Annotated in this window: 17 protein-coding genes; 12 read left to right on the top strand and 5 right to left on the bottom strand. The window is 45.0% G+C overall.

The features are described 5' to 3' along the window. Positions 1 to 316: 316 nt before the first annotated feature. A complete protein-coding gene (gene hxpB, locus J3998_RS05715; protein ID WP_208148518.1) occupies positions 317 to 1,003 on the top strand; it encodes a hexitol phosphatase HxpB in 687 nt (228 codons plus the stop codon). A gap of 54 nt (positions 1,004 to 1,057) precedes the next feature. Next, positions 1,058 to 1,975, top strand: coding sequence for a hypothetical protein (locus tag J3998_RS05710; RefSeq protein WP_208148517.1), 918 nt, complete (start codon positions 1,058 to 1,060; stop codon positions 1,973 to 1,975). Positions 1,976 to 2,056: 81 nt separating this feature from the next. Here the strand turns inward: J3998_RS05710 and J3998_RS05705 are convergent, their stop codons facing one another. From J3998_RS05705 to J3998_RS05695, 3 genes are all read right to left on the bottom strand, one after another. After that, complete coding sequence (locus J3998_RS05705) at positions 2,057 to 2,803, bottom strand: DUF4395 domain-containing protein (protein ID WP_208148516.1); 747 nt, start codon at positions 2,801 to 2,803, stop codon at positions 2,057 to 2,059. Positions 2,804 to 2,988: 185 nt separating this feature from the next. Further along, positions 2,989 to 4,032 carry an NADP(H)-dependent aldo-keto reductase gene (locus J3998_RS05700; RefSeq protein WP_208148515.1) on the bottom strand — a complete coding sequence of 348 codons (1,044 nt, stop codon included), beginning with the start codon at positions 4,030 to 4,032 and terminating at the stop codon, positions 2,989 to 2,991. Between the two features lie 139 nt (positions 4,033 to 4,171). Continuing rightward, complete coding sequence (locus tag J3998_RS05695) at positions 4,172 to 5,275, bottom strand: AI-2E family transporter (protein WP_208148514.1); 1,104 nt, start codon at positions 5,273 to 5,275, stop codon at positions 4,172 to 4,174. A 219-nt stretch (positions 5,276 to 5,494) separates the two neighbouring features. Between J3998_RS05695 and ppnN the strand changes: the two genes are divergently transcribed. Both ppnN and J3998_RS05685 read left to right on the top strand, forming a co-directional pair. Then, positions 5,495 to 6,880, top strand: coding sequence for a nucleotide 5'-monophosphate nucleosidase PpnN (gene ppnN, locus J3998_RS05690; protein WP_243750612.1), 1,386 nt, complete (start codon positions 5,495 to 5,497; stop codon positions 6,878 to 6,880). Between the two features lie 38 nt (positions 6,881 to 6,918). Beyond that, positions 6,919 to 8,133: a DEAD/DEAH box helicase gene (locus J3998_RS05685; RefSeq protein WP_208148513.1), complete on the top strand. Its 1,215-nt coding sequence runs from the start codon at positions 6,919 to 6,921 to the stop codon at positions 8,131 to 8,133. A gap of 210 nt (positions 8,134 to 8,343) precedes the next feature. On the opposite strand, the gene J3998_RS05680 is transcribed toward J3998_RS05685, so the two are convergent. Both J3998_RS05680 and J3998_RS05675 read right to left on the bottom strand, forming a co-directional pair. After that, positions 8,344 to 9,312 (bottom strand): zinc transporter ZntB, encoded by a 969-nt coding sequence (locus J3998_RS05680; RefSeq protein ID WP_208148512.1) that lies wholly within the window; start codon positions 9,310 to 9,312, stop codon positions 8,344 to 8,346. 111 nt (positions 9,313 to 9,423) lie between these two features. Then, positions 9,424 to 9,939 carry a pyridoxamine 5'-phosphate oxidase family protein gene (locus tag J3998_RS05675; protein ID WP_208148511.1) on the bottom strand — a complete coding sequence of 172 codons (516 nt, stop codon included), beginning with the start codon at positions 9,937 to 9,939 and terminating at the stop codon, positions 9,424 to 9,426. A gap of 77 nt (positions 9,940 to 10,016) precedes the next feature. Here J3998_RS05675 and J3998_RS05670 point away from each other — a divergent pair, with 77 nt between their 5' ends. The 8 genes from J3998_RS05670 to J3998_RS05635 all read left to right on the top strand — a co-directional run bounded on the left by J3998_RS05670 (position 10,017) and on the right by J3998_RS05635 (position 21,658). Continuing rightward, entirely contained in the window at positions 10,017 to 12,029 is a 2,013-nt protein-coding gene (locus tag J3998_RS05670) for a TonB-dependent receptor plug domain-containing protein (RefSeq protein WP_208148510.1), read from the top strand. A 35-nt stretch (positions 12,030 to 12,064) separates the two neighbouring features. Beyond that, complete coding sequence (locus J3998_RS05665; RefSeq protein ID WP_208148509.1) at positions 12,065 to 13,192, top strand: HmuY family protein; 1,128 nt, start codon at positions 12,065 to 12,067, stop codon at positions 13,190 to 13,192. Beyond that, the gene (locus tag J3998_RS05660) at positions 13,192 to 14,229 is read left to right on the top strand and encodes a ChuX/HutX family heme-like substrate-binding protein (RefSeq protein ID WP_208148508.1); all 1,038 of its coding nucleotides are present in this window, start codon (positions 13,192 to 13,194) and stop codon (positions 14,227 to 14,229) included. The genes J3998_RS05665 and J3998_RS05660 overlap by 1 nt, the downstream gene beginning before the upstream one ends. 24 nt (positions 14,230 to 14,253) lie before the next feature. After that, complete coding sequence (locus J3998_RS05655; protein ID WP_208148507.1) at positions 14,254 to 15,171, top strand: heme/hemin ABC transporter substrate-binding protein; 918 nt, start codon at positions 14,254 to 14,256, stop codon at positions 15,169 to 15,171. Beyond that, positions 15,168 to 16,205: a FecCD family ABC transporter permease gene (locus J3998_RS05650; RefSeq protein WP_243750611.1), complete on the top strand. Its 1,038-nt coding sequence runs from the start codon at positions 15,168 to 15,170 to the stop codon at positions 16,203 to 16,205. Before J3998_RS05655 ends, J3998_RS05650 begins: the two co-directional genes overlap by 4 nt. A 1-nt stretch (position 16,206) precedes the next feature. After that, entirely contained in the window at positions 16,207 to 16,980 is a 774-nt protein-coding gene (locus J3998_RS05645; RefSeq protein WP_208148506.1) for a heme ABC transporter ATP-binding protein, read from the top strand. A 307-nt stretch (positions 16,981 to 17,287) separates the two neighbouring features. Further along, a complete protein-coding gene (locus tag J3998_RS05640; protein ID WP_208148505.1) occupies positions 17,288 to 18,454 on the top strand; it encodes a cytochrome-c peroxidase in 1,167 nt (388 codons plus the stop codon). 24 nt (positions 18,455 to 18,478) lie between these two features. Next, on the top strand, positions 18,479 to 21,658 hold the full coding sequence (locus J3998_RS05635; RefSeq protein WP_208148504.1) for a hypothetical protein: 3,180 nt from the start codon (positions 18,479 to 18,481) through the stop codon (positions 21,656 to 21,658). Positions 21,659 to 21,719: the final 61 nt, after the last annotated feature.

Here is a 21,719-nt window from a genome sequence, read left to right as displayed (position 1 = left end):
TAAGAACTCTCTAGGCGAGTTTTCTAAATCTAAAGCGAAGCCGCCATCTGTTTTCACACATGCCTTCGTAATCAATCAGAGCCACGCTTGATACTTCCACCTAGCAGAATCATCTGCTTTTTTCCATCCGTTAACGCATCTCTTTAGTCAGCCTTCTATTTAAGAACCGAATAATCAGGCGTTCTCATTAATATTTCCCAAGCTATCGACAAGACAAATTTTAATAATATAAGAGTGTAAAATAACTGCGGCTAGCCATTAGCGACATGGCAAACAGGCAATTATTAGTGATTTCACTGCCAATAGGAGTTAACGAATGCAAGGCGTAATTTTTGACATGGATGGAACTCTAATTGATTCTGAACCCATGTGGAAAGAAGCTGAAAGACACGTTTTTACCTCGCTAGGCGTGCAAGTTTCGGATGAACTCTGCGCCCAGACAGCCACCATGACGACGCGTCAAGTAACCGAGTTCTGGTACCGTAATTTCCCATGGACAGGGAAAAGCTTGGAACACGTCGAAAATGAAGTCGTTGATCATGTTGCGACATTGATTTTTGAAAACGGTGAACCAATGGAAGGAGTCAATGAAATTCTACAGTTCTTCTATCAGAAGAACTTCAAAATTGGCTTATCAACCAATGCGCCTTATCGTCTAATCCCTATCGTATTAAACAAATTAGGCATCGCCGACTATTTTCATGGCATCTACTCATCAGAACATGAAGAGCATGGTAAACCGCATCCTGCAGTTTACTTATCGACACTAAAAAAACTCAATGTCGCTCCTTCAAAATGCCTAGCATTTGAAGATTCCTTAACCGGTATTGTCTCTGCCAATAACGCCCAACTTAAAACTGTCGCTGTTCCTCCAGCATCCGAGTTTACTGATAAAAAATATGAAATCGCCGATTTAAAGCTTAGACGGTTGTCAGACTTCAGCGAGTCTCATTTAAACCAAATCCAAACCTCGCCCGTAGGGGCTTTGCAAAAAATTTTCTAAACAATGTTTTCCCTTGCTTTATAGTGAATAAGAATCCACGTTTGGAGCAAGCATATGAAAGTCACGTTAGATTTGGATAAGCTACTGCATGAAGGCAAAATTACTGACTCCGAATATGCAAAATTCAGTGAGCTTTCCGCCCAAACACTCGGCAGCTTGGCGTTTAACATTCTCATCGGCTTCGGCGTGATTGCCGTCAGCGGAGCCTCTTTAGCACTGATTCCAACTGCCGCAACCGCAATGGTAATCGGCTCGGTCATCCTATTAGGCGGACTGATTGTTCTCCACAAACACTCCCAACAATGGCTCGTTTTAGCCAATATCTGTACTCTGATCGGTGCCTTAATGGCTGGCTCTGGTGCCATTGCCCACTTCGAAGGTTCTGCGTATGTGATTTTAGCGGTAGCCGCATTTTTTACCCTTGCCAGTTATCTATCCAAAAGTGCCTTGCTTGCGGTACTAGCCGTCTTAACTTTATCCTCAAGCATTGGCGCTCAAACCGGATATTTCCATGCAAGCTATGTGATCGTTATTAAAGAACCCGCAATAACCGTCGTCCTATTTAGTGCGCTGGCGGTTGGCCTCTATCAACTATCCAAAATCCTTAAACCGGATGATGAGCGCATTGCTTTAATCGCTGCGAGAACCAGTGTCTTTATAGCGAATATGGGCTTTTGGGTTGGCTCATTATGGGGGGTACGAAACCTAGAATACAAAGTAGTCATTCCCTCAGAAGCCTTCGCCATTATGTGGGCCTTAGCACTACTGGCAACCGGAATTTGGGCATGGAAACGTAATCGACGCTGGGTCGTGAATACAGTGGCCGTTTTTGGCGGCATTCACTTTTACACCCAGTGGTTTGAATATCTAGATGCCACGCCGGAAACCGTTTTGATTGGCGGCACTCTTGCCCTGCTGTTCGCTTATATTTTGAAGACCATGAACGAAAAACTGAAAAGTAGCGATATGTAGTTTTCCAAAAATAGACGCTTATTAACCAAAAACGCCGCTTAAAAATTTAAACGGCGTTTGCAAAACAGAAACCTGAAACAATTATTTGTTCTTCAGCTCTTGTTCCATTTTCTTACGTTCTTCAATCCAAGCTTTCTGGTCGAAATCCACATTCATACAGTCATAGCAATGCTCTTTGAAAACACCAATTTTCGCCATTATCCAGTGCAATTTACAACCAAGACAAAAACCAAAAATCGCTTCTAACCACATCAAGAAGAAACAGATACCAACTAATAATGGAATAAAGTCCGGCATGTAATTGGTATCCGTTGGCAAAACCGTGCTAGAGAACAAATCATTCACAAATCGAGCAAGCATATCCGGATTAAAGAAAATCAGACACATACTGATTAAGGTTGCGCCGATTAACCATGCAAATTTCTTCGGTTTATGCGGTTCCCACTTCGGACGCGTATTGCGCGTTAGGAACGTAGCAATATGAATGGTCGGCGAAAGATAACAAGTGCGCACAAATAAGCCGGCAATCATTTCGAATAAACCATAAAGCAAAATCAGACTTGGAACGGTGTAATCAAACACAGTACGCGAGGCTTGCACATTGAAAATCGGGCGCCAGTCTTGCGTCATATCAAACGTTTCTTCGACAAAAGTGTTTGGCACCACTGTCCAAGTTGGAGCAAGAACAGTAGTGAACAACACCACGACCATATAAATGGGAATCAACAACATCAAACCGGCACGCATCTGCACCGCATATTTATTGATAAAAACGACATCCTCGGTTTTATCTCGAAACCAAAGGTTTTTAAAATGATATCGCAACATTATGTTCCACCCTTAAACTAGATTGTCATATTGTTATATTTTTCGACACCTAGGATAAGAACTGTAGTCACAATTATCAATCTTTCTAGCACTGAAATTATTTTATGCTTATAAAAAAGTATTATTAAACACTTATTTTCTATAAGAAATAATTTTACTTCCCCTTTGATTTATTTATCTCATTTTTACGGGGACGGGTAAGTATAACGGCGATGAATCGCTTCAATGCCTTGCAAAATTTCATCACCGAGTTGTAGATTGATCGATTCGATATTCTCTTTGAGCTGCAACAGATTAGTCGCGCCAATAATATTCGCCGTCACAAACGGGCGCGAATTGACATACGCCAAAGCCATTTGCGCCGCTGAAAGGCCATGCTCTTTAGCCAAGTCGACATAAGCTTGCGTCGCCGCATCCGCCTGCGGATTGAAATAACGATCAAAACGCGGGAACAAAGTAATGCGCGCATTCTCTGGCATGCCCTGCAAATATTTTCCACTCAAGACCCCAAACGCCAACGGCGAGTAAGCCAACAGACCGACATTTTCCTGATGCGCAATTTCCGCCAAACCAACTTCATAACTTCGGTTCAATAGATTGTATGGATTCTGCACCGAGACAATTTTTTCCAAGCCCATACTTTTAGCGAGATGCAGGAAATTCATTGTTCCCCAAGCCGTCTCGTTAGATAAACCTATCGAGCGAATTTTTCCAGCTTTAACCAGCTCCGAAAGCGCTTCTAAAGTTTCCGCCATCGGCGTTAAATCCTCTTCTTTCCGTAGCGGATAATCAAACCCTAATTGGCCGAAAAAGTTAGTGGAACGCTCCGGCCAATGTAGCTGATACAAATCCAGATAATCGGTTTGCAGACGCTGTAAAGAAGCATTCAACGCCGTTTCTATTGTCGCTTTATTAAAGCGGGTTTTACCATGTCGAATATGCTCGACAAACTCAGCGGGGCCAGCAATTTTTGAAGCCAAGACGACTTTGTCTCGACGCCCGTTTTTGGCAAACCAGTTACCGATAATAGTCTCGGTAGAACCGTAGGTTTCCGCTTTCGGCGGAACCGAGTATAACTCCGCGGTATCCCAAAAATTAACGCCTTGCTCAAGTGCATAATCCATCTGCTCAAAAGCTTGTTGTTGAGTGTTCTGTTCGCCCCAGGTCATCGTGCCCAAACAAATCCGACTGACGTTAATATCAGTGTGACCAAGTGTTGAATACTGCATTTTTATTCCCTTTTAAGCGTTAAAAAATTCTGCTAAGCGTTCCAATCGATATGATAAAAACATGATTAAGAGAAAATGATTAAAGTACGAAGACCGACCCCTCATTGCAAATCAATTGCCTAATGCCCCTTCTATAAATTCAGCTTCTATCTAAGCGATCACGATGCATCTCTTCGTATACATCAAAAATGGTAATCGCCATTGCCGCGATAACCGGCCCGAAGAATAGGCCAATAACCCCAAAGTGAATCAGTCCGGCAAAGGTCGACAACACGGTTATCAAAGTATGATTAGCGACGGCTAACTGCTCTTGCCCGCCACCCATCATTTTGGTCAGACGATTGATTAGCACCGGACGCACAATGTTATCAATCACAAAACCGGTGATGACCACACCCCAGAAAACAATAATCCCGGCACTGATGTATTCCCCTTGAACCAGGGTATAGATCACCAGTGGAATCCATACCAACGCTGCACCAACGATTGGAATAAACGAGGTCACCGCCACTGCCATACCGATGAACATACCCGGCAACCCCAGAATCCAAGCCAGAATGGCGAAACTCAAACCTTGTAACACGGCAATCCCTAGAACACTTAAAGTCAGCACACTCGATAGACTGGAGAAACGGTTCATAATCATGCTGTCAAAACGATTTTCCAGCGGCGAGAGAATTTTGATATGACAAGCAATTGCATGGCCGTCACGATAGAAAAAAAACAGTGCAAACACCGACAAGCCCAAGAAAGTGATAAAAGATGAGGTTGTTCCCAACACACCTTCCAGTAAGAACACCGTGGTCTTTTGCACGAAGCCCAGAATCTTCTGCGAATGCTCGCGAAGCTGTTCCAGCAGCTGCATTTGCGTCGCTTCGCCAATCGGCAGATACGACACCAAAGAGCTATTCAGACGCGCTAAGGATTCAGCATCTTGCTGAGTCACCCAAGCTTGCGCAGAACTATAGACCTGCCCAACTTGTAAACTGATTTCGACCAATAAATAGGTCACCGGAGCAATCACGCCGAGGAAAACCAAAGCGCTCATTACCCCTGAAGCGGTGGTTGCGGAATATTCAAATTTTGCTTGCAGTCTTTGAAAATACGGGTAACTGGCGGTCGCGACAATCATCGCGAAAAACAGCGCCTCTAAAAACGGATTGAACAGCCAAATCAGGCCGACAATCGCCAACAACAATAAGATGATTAAAAAACCTTCTTCATAAGGACTTCTATCAAGCATTTTTTACCTCAAAACTACGCTAAACTATTGCCCTCAAGATTACGCAAAAAGCATAGGGAAGTACATAACCAGTCCTAATTATTTCTGACATAGAAAAATTTAGACACAACAAGGCGCAAGTTCTTATCAGGCCACGACCTTGCTCACTAAAGGTCTCGCAGAAACGGATTATGACTGACTTGTTCTTCCCAATATAAATCCAATATAAAAAAGGTTTGTATGAACACCGATATCGATGAAGTGATTATCCGCCCGCAAGGCTCGCTACAGATTCTGTCTTATCAAGAAGCCAGCCAACTCTGTGACGTCAGTCAATCCGGTTTGAACGAGCTCCTTCGTCAGTGTGCGTTGGCAGTATTGAATACCGGTTCTAATGAAGACAATATGCTCACACTACTGAATAAATATTCAGATTTCGATATCAAAGTCAGCGTAAAAGGTCGTGGCGTGCAGCTGATTATCAAAAATGCCCCACGTCATGCATTTGTCGACAATGAATTGATTATCGGCCTGAAAGAACATCTGTTCGCAGTCATTCGGGATTTGCTATATGCGCGTAATGACGTCTTAGAAAGCGGTCATTTCGACATCACCCGCAGTCACGGCATTACCAATGCAATTTTCCATATTGCTCGTAACGCAGGTCTTGTTAAACCGAATGTTCTGCCAAATATCGTGGTCTGCTGGGGCGGACACTCGATTAGCGAAGATGAGTACCAATACAGCAAACATCTCGGTTATGAACTCGGTTTACGCAATATCGATATCTGTACCGGCTGTGGCCCGGGCGTAATGAAAGCACCGATGAAAGGAGCTTTACTCGGACACGGTAAGCAGCGTTATCAAGAAGGGCGTTATATCGGCATTACCGAACCGGGGATTATCGCTGCGGAAGCACCGAATGCATTTGTTACCGAACTGTGCATTATGCCGGATATCGAAAAACGTCTGGAAGCCTTCGTCCGTCTTGGACATGGCATTGTTATTTTCCCGGGCGGTGCCGGCACGATGGAAGAACTGTTGTATTTGCTCAGTATTCTGCTGCATCCTGAAAACCGTAATATTCCGCTCCCAGTGGTATTAAGCGGTAACGAAGCCAGCCGCGGCTATTTCGACGCCATTATCGACTTCATCAGCGACACGCTTGGGCCGGAAGCCTGCGAACTGTTGGAAGTGATTATCGACCACCCTCGTGATGTTGCTACCAAAATGAAAACCGCCATGGAAACCGTACGCCAAGATCGCAAAGCCTCTAGCGATGCCTACTATTTCAACTGGCGTCTTAAGTTAGAGCTGGATCAACAGCAACCGTTTATTCCAACTCACGAGAGTATGCACAATCTGAACTTGCACAAAAACCAACCGATTCACCATCTAGCGAGTCAATTACGCAAAGCCTTCTCAGGGATCGTTGCCGGTAATGTCAAAGCTGACGGAATCCGAGAGATCGAAAAACACGGTCCATTTAAAATCGTTGGCGATCCGGTGATTATGAAAGCAATGGATAGACTGCTACAGAAATTCGTTGACCAAAAACGCATGAAACTAGATGCCAGCGACTACAACCCTTGCTATACAATAGAGCACCCTGAAGATCACCTATAATAAAAGCACTCGATAACGCTTAACCGGATTGCCGCCAGATGACATTTGATGAATTTGATTTAGACTCGGCCCTTTTTGAAGGGATTGAAAAAATGGGTTACCACAAGCCCACTCCGGTACAACAGGAAGCGATTCCTCTGATGTTGGATCGTGCCGATGTGTTAGTCGGGGCGGCAACCGGAACCGGAAAAACCGCAGCGTTTGTATTACCGGCTCTGCAATACCTTCTAGACGAACCAAAGCCGGCACGCAACCCTCGTGTTTTGATTCTAGCACCGACCCGCGAACTGGCATTTCAAATTCATAAAACCGTTAAACAGCTCGGCACCGCCTGTGATTTTCCAGCCGCGGTCATTACCGGTGGTTTTAACCAAGCCAGACAAGCACAAACCCTAAAAGAGCCGACCGATATTTTGGTCGCGACACCGGGACGTTTGGCGAAGATGATGGAAGAAGATCAGGTCAACCTTTCTTATGTCGAGCTATTGATATTAGATGAAGCCGACCGCATGTTAGACATGGGACAAGGGCCAACAGTGCGCACACTGCTGGAAGCCATTCCGGGCGATTTCCAAGCCGCGCTATTCTCAGCCACCCTTTCTGGTGCCGGTGTACGTAAGTTCGCGGAAGAGATTCTAGACGAGCCGGAAGAGGTACAAATTGATGCGCCGAACCAAAAATCTGAGCAAATCCAACAGGTCTCTTATCTGGCAAATGATAAAGACCATAAACACGCTCTGCTGACCAATATTCTGAATGACGCCAGCTGTAAAAGCGCAATTGTGTTCTGCAATAAAAAAGACCGAGCGATTGCCGTCACTGATTACCTGCAATCGCAAAACGTCAGTGCTCAAGTGCTACACGGTGACTTTATCCAAGCCGTACGCATGGAAAAAATGCATAAATTCAAAAGCGGTAAAATCAAAGTCTTGGTCGCAACCGATGTTGCCGCTCGCGGTTTGGATATGCTCAATATCACCCACGTTATCAACTACGATCTGCCATACCGCGGCGATATCTATATTCACCGTATCGGTCGTACCGGCCGCGCGCAACAAGTCGGCATTGCAATTAACCTAGTTGAACGCCACGATTTGAAAGCGCTCGAACGTATCGAATACCATCTACAACAGCAAATTCCACAATCCAAAATTACCGGTCTGGAACCAAATTTCACCATTAAATCAGCAATCAAAGCGCAGGCCAAGGCCGCGAAAAAGAAACCGAAGAAAAAAGCGAAAAAGAAAAAGTAGTTCGCTTAAAACAGAAGGCCGCGAATTATCGACAATGCTGTCCACTTAAGCAATAAAGATTGCTTCACTGCGTTCGCAATGACAAGTTTTGATCATTGCGATGCCATTCTTTTAGGAGCCGTGACAATCTCCATTTTTAATAAATACATTCCTTAAGTGAACAGCATTGGCGAATTATTGAGGCTTTTTATTACCGGCTTGGCAAAGTAACTAGAACCACTTCTTCCATTTAAAAATCACTAGCTGTATCGCTACCAAAATCACAATCATCCACGCAAAATAGCGGAAAGCATTCGGATTTTCCACGCCGGGCATCCCCCCGATATTGATTCCAAACATCCCTGTTAAAAAACCTAGCGGTAAGAATATTGCGGTGATAATCGACAACATATACATACGATTATTGAGCTGTTCGCCCAAACGGTTCTGCAATTCCTCTTGAGCCACGACTGCCCTCTCACGCAAAGCTTCCAAATCTTCCAACTCTTTAGTAATCCGATCTACAACTTCACGTAGCTCAATACGTTCATGCTGATTCATCCATGCCAACTTTTCCATGGAAAAACGCATCAATGCCTCTTTTTGCGGCGTCATATAACGACGCAAGCTAATTACTTGGCGACGCAATTGACTCAATTCTGAACGCAACTTAGCACTACTATCTTCGATGACCTGTTCTTCAAGACTTGCCATCTGCTCTTCATAGTTATTGACAATTTCACTGATATGTCCGACCAATTTATCCGCCAGTTCAACCATTAACTCGCTCAAATTCAAAGCACCGCGTTTCCGCTCTAACAGAGTGACCAGCTCATTGACCGAAGACAGATCGCGCTTCAACGTTGTAATCAAGCGGTGTTCATCGCGCCATAAACGCAAAGCGACCATATCATCCGGCTCTTCATTTGGGTTCAGGTTGACCCCGCGCCACGCCATTAAGCTACCACTATCTAGCTGACTAAAACGCGGACGAGACTCACTGCTTAATAAAGTTTCCGCAACCGCTAAATCAAGGTCGGCGTCATTAAATAACCACTCCTTAGTCTGGTAGACACTGTAATCCAAATGCAACCACAGCTCTCCCTGCTCCAGCTTCCAAGCATTTACCTGCTGCCAATTAAGCGGCTTAGCGCCCCCCTGTCCATCTAATAACAAGGCAAAAATCAAACCATTATCCATAAGCTACTCGTAAATCCATCAATCTGACCGACATCCCGTATTAAACCACGGTTTTATGGATGATTCTCGCTCTAAAATCATGAGCTTTATTACAATTTCGTTCAATCAAAGTTATTGTTTGCTCCCATGACCTCTATCGTTTTTATGAGTAATTTCAGATAAGTTTGTACCCGTTACCTTATAAGCTTGAGCGAAACCTCTCACATAACTAGCCTCAATGGGCGTTATTTCAAACAGGTGAAAGTCATCCAGAGGTTTAAGCATTTCTATCAAGCCACCATGCTTACCTTGCATAGCATCCAGTATCTTTTCCCATGCTTCTTTACCTCGCTGGATTTCTTTCACATGAGTTTTTATTGTCGCCCTTTGACGAGCAAAAATTTGTTTGCTTTTCATTTCATCTTCAATAAACAGCAAACTCGCTTGTAAGTGATTCAGTAAATTCTCAGTGTGTTTAGACAGCTCGGAAACATAAATATAAAACCGATTATTTAATTTCAACACCGGTGCATAGCTTGCTTCTGGACTTCCATCACCCCCAACCGTACCCAATACCACGCTCTTCTTAGAACCGGTAAACTCATGAAATTCCAATAAAACTTCATCCATAGAAAGATTAGAACCCACTTTTTTCTCCTATTCTTATTGACAATAAAAATCATATATTAATAATAATGAGAACAGTTATCAATACAAATTACATTATGATTAATATAAAAAAGTTAGCGCTAATAGCAGCAATCTCTGCATTGGGATGTGCAAATTCAGCTTCCGCAACAGAGTTACAAACTCAAGAATCGATGAGAGAACAGAGCTCCTCCTTGGAGGACATTATTGTTACTTCAAGCAAAGAACCTAGATACTTAAAGGAAACACCTGTTCGAACAGAAGTCATTACCAGAGAAACCCTAGAACAACAGCACACAACAAATCTAGCGGATGCTTTACGTAATATTCCTGGAGTAATGCTTAAAGAACTGCATGGAAAGGAAGGTATTGGAGTATGGATGCAGGGCTTCGACTCCAATCGAGTTCTGGTATTGATTGATGGAAATCCTCTCCCAGCTTCAACTGGATCAAGCATTGACGTAACTCAAATTATGACCGCGGATATTGAACGCATAGAGATTATTAAAGGCGCTGCTTCCGCATTGTACGGAACATCTGCAATGGGTGGCGTGATCAATGTCATCACTACCGCTCCGAAAGACGGCACCCACCTTTCCGCCGAAGTTCAAGGCGGCACTTGGCAAAATCAAAATCTGGACGCAAATCCATTTGCCCGCCAAATAGCACGCTTTAACGCAGCCGCCAAAAAATCGGCATGGGAACTACAATTCAATGCTCAACTAGATGATTCAAACGGCTGGAAAGTTAATCCTCAAACAGAGGCAAATCAGGGAGAAATCGGCTCTCGAAACACTTTTTCAGGCAACCTAGGTTATCAATTCGACAACGGCATCAAGCTGTCACTTTTACCACGATATTACCAAGAAGACTTATTGAACGTCACCGATAATTTTGTTCCTGGAGTAGGCAATCAGCCTCTTGATAAAGTCGAACTAACCGATTCCTATCAGGTCGGAGCTGTTATACAAAGCGAGCAAAATTGGAAACTGCGACTTAACGCGGAGGAATTCAATAATGAGTCGCGCCAAGATGTACAAATTTCGAATTATATCGACCAAAAGCGTTTAACGGATATTAACCAATATTTAGCTGCCTTTGATTATCAACTTGATCTTAACAATCACCACCTCACCATGGGGGTTGAAGTGAACCAGCAAAGCCTAAATGTTCGTCAATATAAAGAAGCAGATGGCTGGATAACCGAAGTAGACAATCAAAGCGCACAATCGCAGGAATGGTTTATCCAAGATAGCTGGTTTGCAACCGCAAATTTAGAGGTTTTACCAGGGGTGCGTCTACACCATGATGCAGACTTTGGAACACACATTTCTCCAATGGTCAGTGCTTTATGGGCGATCGAACATTCCGAACTGGGGCGTTTCAATATTCGCGCATCCGTTGGCAATGGTTATCGAGTGCCAAACCTTAAAGAACGTTACTACATCTTCGACCACAGTCATCTTGGCTATATGGTACTAGGCAATCCAGACTTGCAACCCGAAAGCTCAATCAGTTATCAGCTAGGAACAGATTGGTATTTTGCGGATCAAGGCTCTTTGCAATTACACCTTTTCTATAACAATGCTCGCGATCTAATTGAAACCGCCTATTCAGCAGCAGACTCAACGACTCAAAATCTTGCAGTCTATCGCTATCAAAACTTTGAAAAAGTCACAACCAGAGGTTTAGAGCTGCAACTGCAACGCCAGCTACGCCCATGGTTGAAGCTGAATGCCAGTTATACATGGCTTAAAGCTATCGATGAAACAACCGGAAATTATCTTGTCAAACGTCCGCAACATGAAGCCAAATTCGGCATCACCGCCGACTTAAGCAAACAGCTAAATATTGCCACTTACTGGCGCTACGAATCTGAACAGTTCATCGACGCAGATAACCAGCAGATTTCACCAGATTACTCAGTTCTTGATGTAAAGCTCAACCATCATCTTAACGATCAATGGTCATGGTATGCGGGCATTAATAACCTAACCGACATCCAGCGCCGCTTCGACGGAACGGACTATCGTCCTGAAGAAGGTCGCTATCTCTATGCCGGACTGAAGTGGCAATACAGTGCCAATTAAACAAGCAACACTCTAACTAAAGGAGCAGTATCATTATGAAAACCTTATTAAAATCGAGTAGCATCTTTTTTTTAGCCTTGGGTCTAGGCGCTTGCGGTGGCGGCGGATCATCAGACAATACGGCCCTCCCTTCAGATAACGCGAGCGGAACACCGGCAGAAACTCGTAGCTTTCAAAGCAGCGTTGATACCCCAGCGCTGAACTACAGCGGCACAACGGTTTATTGGGACTTAGAAACCAATAGCATCGTTGACGAAAGCGCTGACTGGGAATTAAAAATCAGTTCCGACGGATACGGCCACACTATCCAAGTCAATGGCGGAGTCTCCGGTACAGGTTCAGCAGGTATCGGCGCAATCTTGACTGACAGTCCATTCGAGATTACCGACCCGACCGATTTAAGCCAAGTTTATAAATACTTCGAAGACAGTGCTAGCGGAGTACTTTCAACGCCTGGCGGCTACGGGCCTCTTGAGTACAACGTCGCAGGCAGCCATAAAATGTGGCCAAACTTCGCCACCTACGTTTTTGAACAAAACGGAATCTATTACAAAGCCCAAGTCATTAGTAATTACGGCGAAGACGGTACTTCGCCTAGTGCAACGTTAAGGATTCGATATGCCGCTGCCGCGGAAAACGAACCCAGTTCAGTTACCACACTAGATGCAGCAACCGATTCAACACAAGCGGCATACCTTGATTTAGCAAATGGAAACACCGTTAGTTCCGATCAATTATGGCAAATGGCTTATCAAAAATATGTCGGCTTCAAAACCAACGGCGGCATTTCTGGTGAAGGCAATGTAAGCGGCTGTTTAGCGCACAGCTACTCGAATCTTTACGATGAAAACGGGGCGCCAGTTCAAAGCGAGTTTGAATCTAAAACCGCAGAGAACACCTTAACCGAATTCAACTCGGTCAGTTCAGCTTCCTGCACAGAATGGTTAGAAGATACAGCCACCAGCCAGTTTACAGACTGGTATACCTACGACATGAGCACTCACACTATAACGATTCACGACGATGCATCCAACGGCTGGATTTTACGTTCCGCAACCGCAGATACCAATGGAGATTATCAATATGCTCGCATCCGAGTGAAATCTTGGGAAAACGGTACTTTAGTGTTTGAAGTTGAAAATTGGGATGAGGATGCACAGTAATGGAAATTAATACTCTAGCCGAACACAAGCATCAGTTGCAAAATTCCGAATTTCGTCCAAGAGCACGCGAAGCAGCAAAGACACTAGGAATCAGCGAGGCTGAATATGTTGCCTTGTCTTACCCATCTCAAGCTCAACCTTTGGATATTGACCGCTTACAGGACTTATTGATTGCTGTGCAAAATCTTGGCGAAGTCATGGCTTTAACTCGCAATGACAGCATGGTTTTCGAACATCACGGAAGCTATTACAACCCTCGTTTCCGCCACAATCATATGATTTTAGAAAACCCACCCATTGACATCCGATTACGTCTTAATGACGTTTCCTGGGGCTTTTCAGTAAATGAAAATGAACGTCTTAGTTTGCAATTCTTCGATACTGAGGGACGAGCCATTCACAAAATTTACCTGACAGAGAAAAGTGACCATCACGCTTATCATTACTTAATTCAAAAGTATTGCACCAAGTTTGTCATGCCCAGCCCCAAATCTTCCGATCACAAAGGCGAATTAAAAGCGCAGCCTTCAGAACAAGAATGGCTTGAATTCAAAAAACGATGGGAACAAATGACTAATTCACATCAACTTAACCCGCTACTAAAAAGCTACGGCATTAGCCGTCCACAGGCATACCAACAACTCGTCGATGTAGCCACACAGATAAATCCAGATTCCGTTAAATTTACCTTGGAGCAGCTCGCCCTTCTGCAAGTGCCGGTTCTGATTTTTGCGCCAAACGGCGTATGCACACAAATCCATAACGGCACGATTGACAAGCTTATGGAAACTGGGCCGTGGCTGAACGTTTTAGACAAAACTTTTCATATGCATCTGAATTTACCTTCCGTTTCACAAGCTTGGAAAGTTTATAAACCAAGTGACCAGGAAATCATCGAATCGATTGAATGGTTTGATCATGCAAATCAACCCATCGCAATGCTCTACCTACATCCCAAAGCACGAAAGGATCCGACAATGACAGCAAAATGGCAAGGCCTTCTCACCTCGATTTGCAAATTACTCAATAAACATTAGGCACCGTTAAAAGGAGAAAGACTTATGAAACTTTGTATATCTTGCGAGATCAAAAATGCCCGATATTTACTTTCCGGACTGGCTTTTATCGTGCTTATCCTTGGCTTTTCGCATAAAGCGCATGCTGAACGCATCATTACAATTGACGGCTCACTTACTGAAATAGCTTATGCACTGGACAGCAAAGACCTAATTGTTGGCCGTGACGTCACGAGTATCTACCCTGCTGAAGCAGCCAAACTTCCTAATGTTGGCTATATGCGCCAACTCAGTGCCGAAGGGATTCTTTCGCTCAACCCAAGCCTAGTGATTACCACCACCGACGCCAAACCGCAGAAAGTGTTTACTCAATTAAAAGAAGCGGGAGTCAAAGTTGTTCAAATAAAAAACAATTTTACTGTTGGTGGCGTCTATCACAAGATTCGCGAAATGGGCAAAGTGTTAGATAAAGATGTTGAAGCCGAAGCCATGATTAGAAAAATCCAAGTGCAACTTGCCGAAACGCAGAGCAAAATTAAAAGCCTCACCGGTAATAAAGTGAAACACGCTATTTTTACCATGGGAATGCGTAACGGCAATATGATGGTTGCCGGCAAAAACACGCGCGCTGATGAAATGCTACGCCTTGCTGGTGTTCATAATGCACCGGCTGACTTGATTACAGGCTACAAGCCACTAACAGCTGAGTCCGCCATTCTTTACAACCCAAGCTTTCTTATCACCATGCAGCAAGGACTACAATCTTCAGGTGGACGTGAAAGCATGCTTAATTCTACGGCAATCAGCATGACCGAAGCAGGCAAACAAAAAAACTTAATCGTCATGAATAATAGCTTTTTAAACTTTGGTCCGCGTATCGGCGAGGAAATTCTCAAACTCGCAAATCATATTTATGACAGAAATAACCAACTTTCTTTTCGCGATCTACAGGATACACCATGACTAACACTCGTCTGTTCGACCACCCTTATTATGGTCTAGCTGCGATGATTTTTCTGATGCTAATCATCGCAGTCTACTCACTTTCTGTCGGAGCAATCCAAACCGGTTGGAGTCAAGCCAGTGCGGCCTTAATAACCGAAGTTGATCCTATGACTGAAAAAGTAGTAATCGATATTCGCCTGCCGCGTATTCTATTAGCAATCTTAGTCGGTGCAGCGCTCGGTATTGCCGGCGCCGCTCTACAAGGATTATTCCGAAATCCTTTGGCAGACCCTGGCTTAGTAGGAGTCTCAAGCGGGGCAGCTTTAGCAGCAGTCACCGTGATTGTTCTCGGCGGTAGTGCTCTTTCAGACTATGTTGGCTGGGCTGGAGATTTAGCTTTACCGACGGCTGCTTTTTTTGGGGGCTTAGCCGTCACTCTAATCATTTATCAGATTGCTACTCGCAACGGTCGAACTGACGTAAGCCTAATGCTACTTGCCGGCATTGCAATTAATGCGATTGCCGTTGCCCTGACCGGAATACTGACTTATTACGCCACCGACGAAGAGCTACGTAACCTTACCTTCTGGAGCATGGGATCCATTGCCAGTGCATCTAAAGAAGATTTATCCATTGCTGTTTTGCCAATACTATTCGCCCTTATCGCCTTGCCTTACTACGCTAAAAGCTTGAATGCTTTTTTAATGGGGGAATCGGCTTGTCGCCATATGGGGTACAAACTCAAGCAGCTTAAAACCGGCGTCATAATATTTAGCTCACTGTCCGTAGGCGCTGCGGTTGCCGTGAGCGGCATGATCGGTTTTATCGGACTAGCCGCACCTCACCTAGTCAGAATATTACTTGGACCTGATCATCGTTGGCTACTTCCCGGTAGTGCAATCATCGGTGCGATACTGGTTACCTTGTCGGACATGCTTGCTCGAACCTTACTCGCCCCCGCAGAACTTCCCATCGGACTCGTCATAGCTGCTTTTGGCGGCCCTTTTTTTCTGTGGCTACTGCTACAGAGACGTAACAAAATAGGATGGTAAAATGTTAGTTGCTAAAAACCTCTCTTTTGAAACCGCAAATAAACGTATCCTAGAAAACATTTCGGTCAGCATCGCACCGGGGGAAATTTTTACTATTTTAGGGCCAAATGGCGCGGGAAAATCAACGCTACTAAAGTGCTTAAGCGGGGATTTCCAGCACTTCTCGGGCAAAATAGAAATTAACCAACAGTCAATCAATCAGCTAACCGATGAAAAACTTGCTGAACTAAGAGCAGTTATGCCACAGTTCATTCGACTAGACTTCCCTTTTCTAGTACGCGAGGTTGTACAAATGGCGCTTCAACCAATTCCCAAAGCGCAACTATTACCGACAGCAATAAAAGCACTAGAACGCTTTGAAGTTGCCCATTTACAGGCTCGTAACTACTTAACCTTATCAGGAGGCGAACAACAGCGAGTTCAATTGGCAAGAGTCTTCGCACAGCTAGAGCATCAGAGTAGCTCTACACTTTCAGACCGCTACCTACTGCTTGATGAATGTACATCTAATCTGGATCTTGCGCATCAACATCAAGTTTTTCAGGCCGCCAGACAATTTGCAAAAACACACAATGTTGGAGTCATTGCGGTACTACATGACCTAAATCTTGCCGCGCAGTACTCGGATAGAAGCCTAATCCTAAAAGATGGAAAGATTCAAGCTCTTGGCGAAGTCAAGCGAGTATACCAAGCTAACTTACTATCCAACGTGTACGGCTTACCAATCAAAGTTATGCCACACCCTAAAGGCTGGCCTTATATTTTGCCTAGCTAAATGCAAACAGCAAAGAGTTCTACCTTCAAACGAAGAAAAGCAAGATTTAACGAATCTCTTAAAACAACCATTTTTAATAAAATGCATTTTTAACCACAAATTTGTCAAATAGTCTTTAACGACAGGCTTTAGGAGCTCTTCCTGCGTTGTCACTCCATTTAATAAGCGAATAGATTTCACAGCAAAAAAGACATGCACAATATAAATACCAAGGACACTCTCTTTTAATCTAAATGAGAATTAGTACAATTTACATTAACTATTGCAATATAAATACTAATTACGAAAATAGTCTATGTCTGAAAAAATGAACATTTCATTTTGCAAACCAAGCATCCTATCCTTGCTGATATGCAGTTTGGTTGCTGCTAGCTTTAACGCACAAAGCAAATCGGTCAATGCAAAGGAAGAGTTCACCGAAAGCCCTAATGCCCTTACTTCTGCTTACCGTAAGCCATTGGATGCTTGGCCGCCCGCTATTCAAGTAGAGAACCTAAAGATAACTGAACTGGGTTCAATCAACGCCTATATTGCACAAATCAAAGAGTTTAAAGAAAACAATGCAGACAAGGTAAGACTAGGAAAACAGCTGTTTTTTGATCCGCGTCTATCGCGTTCCAACCAAATTGCCTGCGCTTCTTGTCATGATGCTCAGCTGGGTTGGGCGGATGGCAAACGCAAAGCTCTCGGACATAACCGCCAACAAGGTCTGCGCAACAGCATGAGCTTGCTCAATGTCTCGGCTTTTCAACCACTTTTCTGGGACGGGCGGGCGCAGAGCTTACAACATCAAGCTTTAATGCCGATTCAAGACTCGCTAGAGATGCACTCTACGCTACCTGAAGCCTTGAGCAAGCTAAATCAAATCACCGGCTATCGCCAACAGTTCGCGGCAATTTATCAACCGCAACAAGTGAATACTACTATTAGCGCTGAGCAATTAGCCGATGCCCTAGCCAGCTTTCAGAAAACCTTGGTTTCTCGTCCTAGCCGCTTTGACCGTTTTGTCGAAGGCGATTACCAGCAACTGAATGACCGGGAGATAAACGGCTTGCATCTATTTCGCACCAAAGCCCGCTGTATTGTCTGCCATCAAGGTACTTTCCTTACCGACAATAAATTTCATCACACCGGCCTGAGCTACTACGGTCGTAAATTTGAAGATTTAGGCCGCTTCAACAGCACCGCTCAAGAAGAAGATAAAGGTTTGTTTCGCACGCCCGGTTTGCGGGGTATTAAACACACCGGCCCTTATATGCACAACGGTCTGTTCCCATCAATTCGCGGAGTATTGAACATGTACAACGCGGGCATGACCTTTAGAAAAAAACTCAAACCCGGGGAACCCGCATTATCCCCGCTGATTCAACCACTCAATCTAACAAAAAACGAATTGCAGGACTTAGAGCTGTTTCTACTGACTCTTTCATCAGAGAACAGTCGCTATGTCGCCACTCCGACACTTCCCAACTAACGCTAAAACGCTTAAGGACACATTATGAAAACTCAACTGAAACCTCTCCTACAAAGTCTTCTCATTGCCAGCGGCGCTATCGCGCTTAGTGCTTGCGGAGGCGGCGGCAGTTCGACCGGCGCGGATTCGGAATCAAGCGCACCGGATACGAGCACCAGCAGTACCATCAACGGTTTTGTTGTCGATCCGGCAGTAGAAAGTTCGGTAGTGAAGATTTGCCGTATTGATCTGGCAAGCGAATGCCTAGCGGAAAAAACCTTAACCAATGCGCTCGGCGCTTTCAGCTTAACCCTATCCGGGCAAATTGACTTAAGCGAGTACGCTATTTACGCTACCGGCGGTAGCGATTCAGCAACCGGCGAGGATCTAACCGGTGTACAGTTTTCGGTTCCTGCCGGTTTGCAAGATACGGCCAACAATCGCTATTTTGTCACTCCGCTAACGTCTTTAGTCACCCAGCGCATGAACGCCGGCGACAGCTTACAACAGGCGCAAACCGCAATTAGCGCGGAATTAAATATCGATCCGAGCGATCTGACCCAATCAACAGAAAGCAGTGCCGCTTTATTACACAAAGCCATGCTACTGACCTTAATTGCCAAAAATCTGGACAACGGCTTTGCCGACCTAACCTTAAATGAAACCGACGATCAGACCGGAATTAATGCCGTTATCGAAAACAGCGGCCTCAGCAACGAGTTGATCAATCAACTTTTGGCACTGAGTGCCAACCTCGGAAGTGCCAGTAACACGCAAGACACCATTAACCGTTTCATCAGCCAACACACCCTGTTGCAAAGCGACTTATTTGCCGGGCACGATTTTGCCGATGCAACGGTCATCGCCAATGCCGACAAACTGACCGATGCGATCTTGGTCTATTTATCAGGCCAATCGGTTGGTCAAGTCAACCGCACTCAAATCGCGCTGCTGCTTGGCTTGCTGCAAAACGTAGCAACCTTAGATGTGACCGATGCCGAAATGCAAGTCCCCGACATCAGTAGCGAAGTGGCAGAGATTGCATTGAACCAAGTAGAAAACGAAAACCTGCTTAACCATCGTCAAGAGTTGGCGCAAGCTCTGGAAGACAGCAGCGAAGCCAAACGCGAATACTACTATCAATCGACCGCTTCGCATCTGGCGCAATCGGCAGACATCATCAGCGGCGTAACCGATATCGCCACCATGGAGTCGGTATACCTCAATCTGGCTAAAGGCTATTTAAGCAACGACAACCCTGCATTGGCGCTGCAATACGCCAACCGCAATATCTTCACCCCCGAATCGGAATACCAGATTTTGCTGGACATTGCCGAATACTATATCGATAACGACCTGAGCGCGGAAGATGCCGAAGCAATGTTGGACAAGAGCCTCGTGCTGTTCAAAAGTTACCTGCAATCCAAAGGCGCGGCTTCGATTAAATCGGCAGATGTGGTTGATGTGAATCAGATGGTTTATGCCTTCAGCCAACTTGGTCTGAACGATAAGGCACAAGCCCTCACCGCTTATATGCAATCGCTAGTCAGCGAATTCGGCGACAATTCAACGCCATTTGGCGCCTATGCAGGCGGCTTGACCAACGCAGCGATTTTGTATGCACAAGACGGCGATTTGACCACAGCCAGACAGACCTTGGAAGACGCTTACACTATTGCTCAACAAACACCGCCTAATCGGAAAAGCAACTACCCGGATACACCGTCGCGTTGGTATTACCTGATGCGCGTCTTCGCGATGTTCGGTGTTGCCGAAGCCTACTACCAGAATCTCGGTTCCGCAGAAGACAAAGCACGCGCTTTGCAAATTTTTAATGATATTTACGCTTTGCGTGCCGATGACGGTATTGAGGGCAATACAGGCAACAACGATACGACTTATCGCACCGACATCTATCTCTCCAATTTCATGATGCCGATCCTAGCCGACGCCGGAACCTCATTGGAAGAGGTCACAACGGTTATCAATAGCATGGTACGCGATACTTATATCGCCAATGCTTGGGCAAACTACGCCGTTTATAACCCAACGTTAAGCACCGGCGATGCGATTGAATTGATTCAAGAAAACCTTATGCCGGGTACCGCTTCCACCGAATACCGCAATGCCGTTAAATCGCTTACCTATAGCGGCGTAAGTAAATCAACACCGTACTTGGCGCTTAACTTAATCAACAACGGTCAACTGGCCGATGCTAAATTGGCTATCGATACGGCACGAACCCTTTTGGATCAGGCGATTACCGATGCGGTAGAGACCACCGATGCCTTAAAAACCACGAACTATGTGCTCTACGGTTATGCCAAACTGGCCAATCTGTATCACTTTGCTGGCGAAAGCGAATTGTCGGCACAAATGATGCAGCAGGCGATCGACATTATCACCGGCGATGAATCGGCTCCGGCCAATGCCGTGGTTTTCGACCCTTACCAGCAAGCCTACGGTTTGACCTACATTGCCCGCCACTACTTTGAAATGGGCATGAATGAGCAAGCCTTTGAATACGCCGAACAAGCACGTCAATTTGCACTAACCATTACCGATGCCGGCGAACGCCGCTCTCGTTTAGCAACCCTTGCCACCATCATCAACGATAACGGCAGTGTCGCGATGAGCATGATCTCCACCATTCTTGAAGATATTTATGACATTATCGCCGGCAGCGAAATGTTGGATAGCGACTCCGCTCAAGAAGATTATCAAGCTCGGGCAGTGGCGCTGTACGGCACAGCTCCAAGCAACGACTCTACCCTTTATTTCAGCGGCGGCCTGCAAGGTTTCTACTTAGAAAACAATCAGCCGGAAGGTGTTCAAAAGTCTGCCGATTTATTGCTAGAGACCGCTGCGCAAATTGCCGACACCTCGAATCAATTAAAAGCCTATCAGGGTGCGATCTGGGGTTACGCGACCATCAATCAAATCAATTCGGCGCTGCAATTGGCTAATCAATATCTGCCGTTAAAAGCCAACTACCTGCAAAGCCTGCGCCAAATCTCCTACTCACTTTATCAGCACGATGCTTTTGAAAGTTGTGATGTTGCCACGGTGGACAACGATCGTGACGGCCTGCCTGATTTCTATGACCAAGGCGCGACCGCCGAACAGATAGCAGCTTGTGGACTGACACTGGATAGCGACGTAGATAATGACGGCATTCCCGACAGCAGCGACTTAACCCCTTTCTTTAACTCGACAGCAGAATAAAACCGACTCTGTTGTTCAAAAAGACAGGTGTTTCAAAACACCTGTCTTTCTGTTTTCTGGA

The sequence above is a fragment of the Thiomicrorhabdus marina genome, assembly GCF_017571465.1.
In the GTDB taxonomy this organism is placed as follows: Bacteria; Pseudomonadota; Gammaproteobacteria; order Thiomicrospirales; family Thiomicrospiraceae; genus Thiomicrorhabdus; species Thiomicrorhabdus marina.
The sequence above is the reverse complement of the archived record's forward strand: the minus strand, read 5'-3'. Positions and strand labels throughout refer to the sequence as shown.

What these genes read in the sequence shown, in the direction of transcription:
- hxpB (WP_208148518.1), top strand. Translation starts at nt 317, where the DNA reads ATGCAAGGCGTAATTTTTGACATGGATGGAACTCTAATTGATTCTGAA.
- J3998_RS05650 (WP_243750611.1), top strand. Translation starts at nt 15,168, where the DNA reads ATGACTAACACTCGTCTGTTCGACCACCCTTATTATGGTCTAGCTGCG.
- J3998_RS05645 (WP_208148506.1), top strand. Translation starts at nt 16,207, where the DNA reads ATGTTAGTTGCTAAAAACCTCTCTTTTGAAACCGCAAATAAACGTATC.
- J3998_RS05655 (WP_208148507.1), top strand. Translation starts at nt 14,254, where the DNA reads ATGAAACTTTGTATATCTTGCGAGATCAAAAATGCCCGATATTTACTT.
- J3998_RS05680 (WP_208148512.1), bottom strand. Translation starts at nt 9,312, where the DNA reads ATGGATAATGGTTTGATTTTTGCCTTGTTATTAGATGGACAGGGGGGC.
- J3998_RS05640 (WP_208148505.1), top strand. Translation starts at nt 17,288, where the DNA reads ATGAACATTTCATTTTGCAAACCAAGCATCCTATCCTTGCTGATATGC.
- J3998_RS05685 (WP_208148513.1), top strand. Translation starts at nt 6,919, where the DNA reads ATGACATTTGATGAATTTGATTTAGACTCGGCCCTTTTTGAAGGGATT.
- J3998_RS05665 (WP_208148509.1), top strand. Translation starts at nt 12,065, where the DNA reads ATGAAAACCTTATTAAAATCGAGTAGCATCTTTTTTTTAGCCTTGGGT.
- J3998_RS05695 (WP_208148514.1), bottom strand. Translation starts at nt 5,275, where the DNA reads ATGCTTGATAGAAGTCCTTATGAAGAAGGTTTTTTAATCATCTTATTG.
- J3998_RS05705 (WP_208148516.1), bottom strand. Translation starts at nt 2,803, where the DNA reads ATGTTGCGATATCATTTTAAAAACCTTTGGTTTCGAGATAAAACCGAG.
- J3998_RS05670 (WP_208148510.1), top strand. Translation starts at nt 10,017, where the DNA reads ATGATTAATATAAAAAAGTTAGCGCTAATAGCAGCAATCTCTGCATTG.
- J3998_RS05700 (WP_208148515.1), bottom strand. Translation starts at nt 4,032, where the DNA reads ATGCAGTATTCAACACTTGGTCACACTGATATTAACGTCAGTCGGATT.
- J3998_RS05710 (WP_208148517.1), top strand. Translation starts at nt 1,058, where the DNA reads ATGAAAGTCACGTTAGATTTGGATAAGCTACTGCATGAAGGCAAAATT.
- J3998_RS05660 (WP_208148508.1), top strand. Translation starts at nt 13,192, where the DNA reads ATGGAAATTAATACTCTAGCCGAACACAAGCATCAGTTGCAAAATTCC.
- ppnN (WP_243750612.1), top strand. Translation starts at nt 5,495, where the DNA reads ATGAACACCGATATCGATGAAGTGATTATCCGCCCGCAAGGCTCGCTA.
- J3998_RS05635 (WP_208148504.1), top strand. Translation starts at nt 18,479, where the DNA reads ATGAAAACTCAACTGAAACCTCTCCTACAAAGTCTTCTCATTGCCAGC.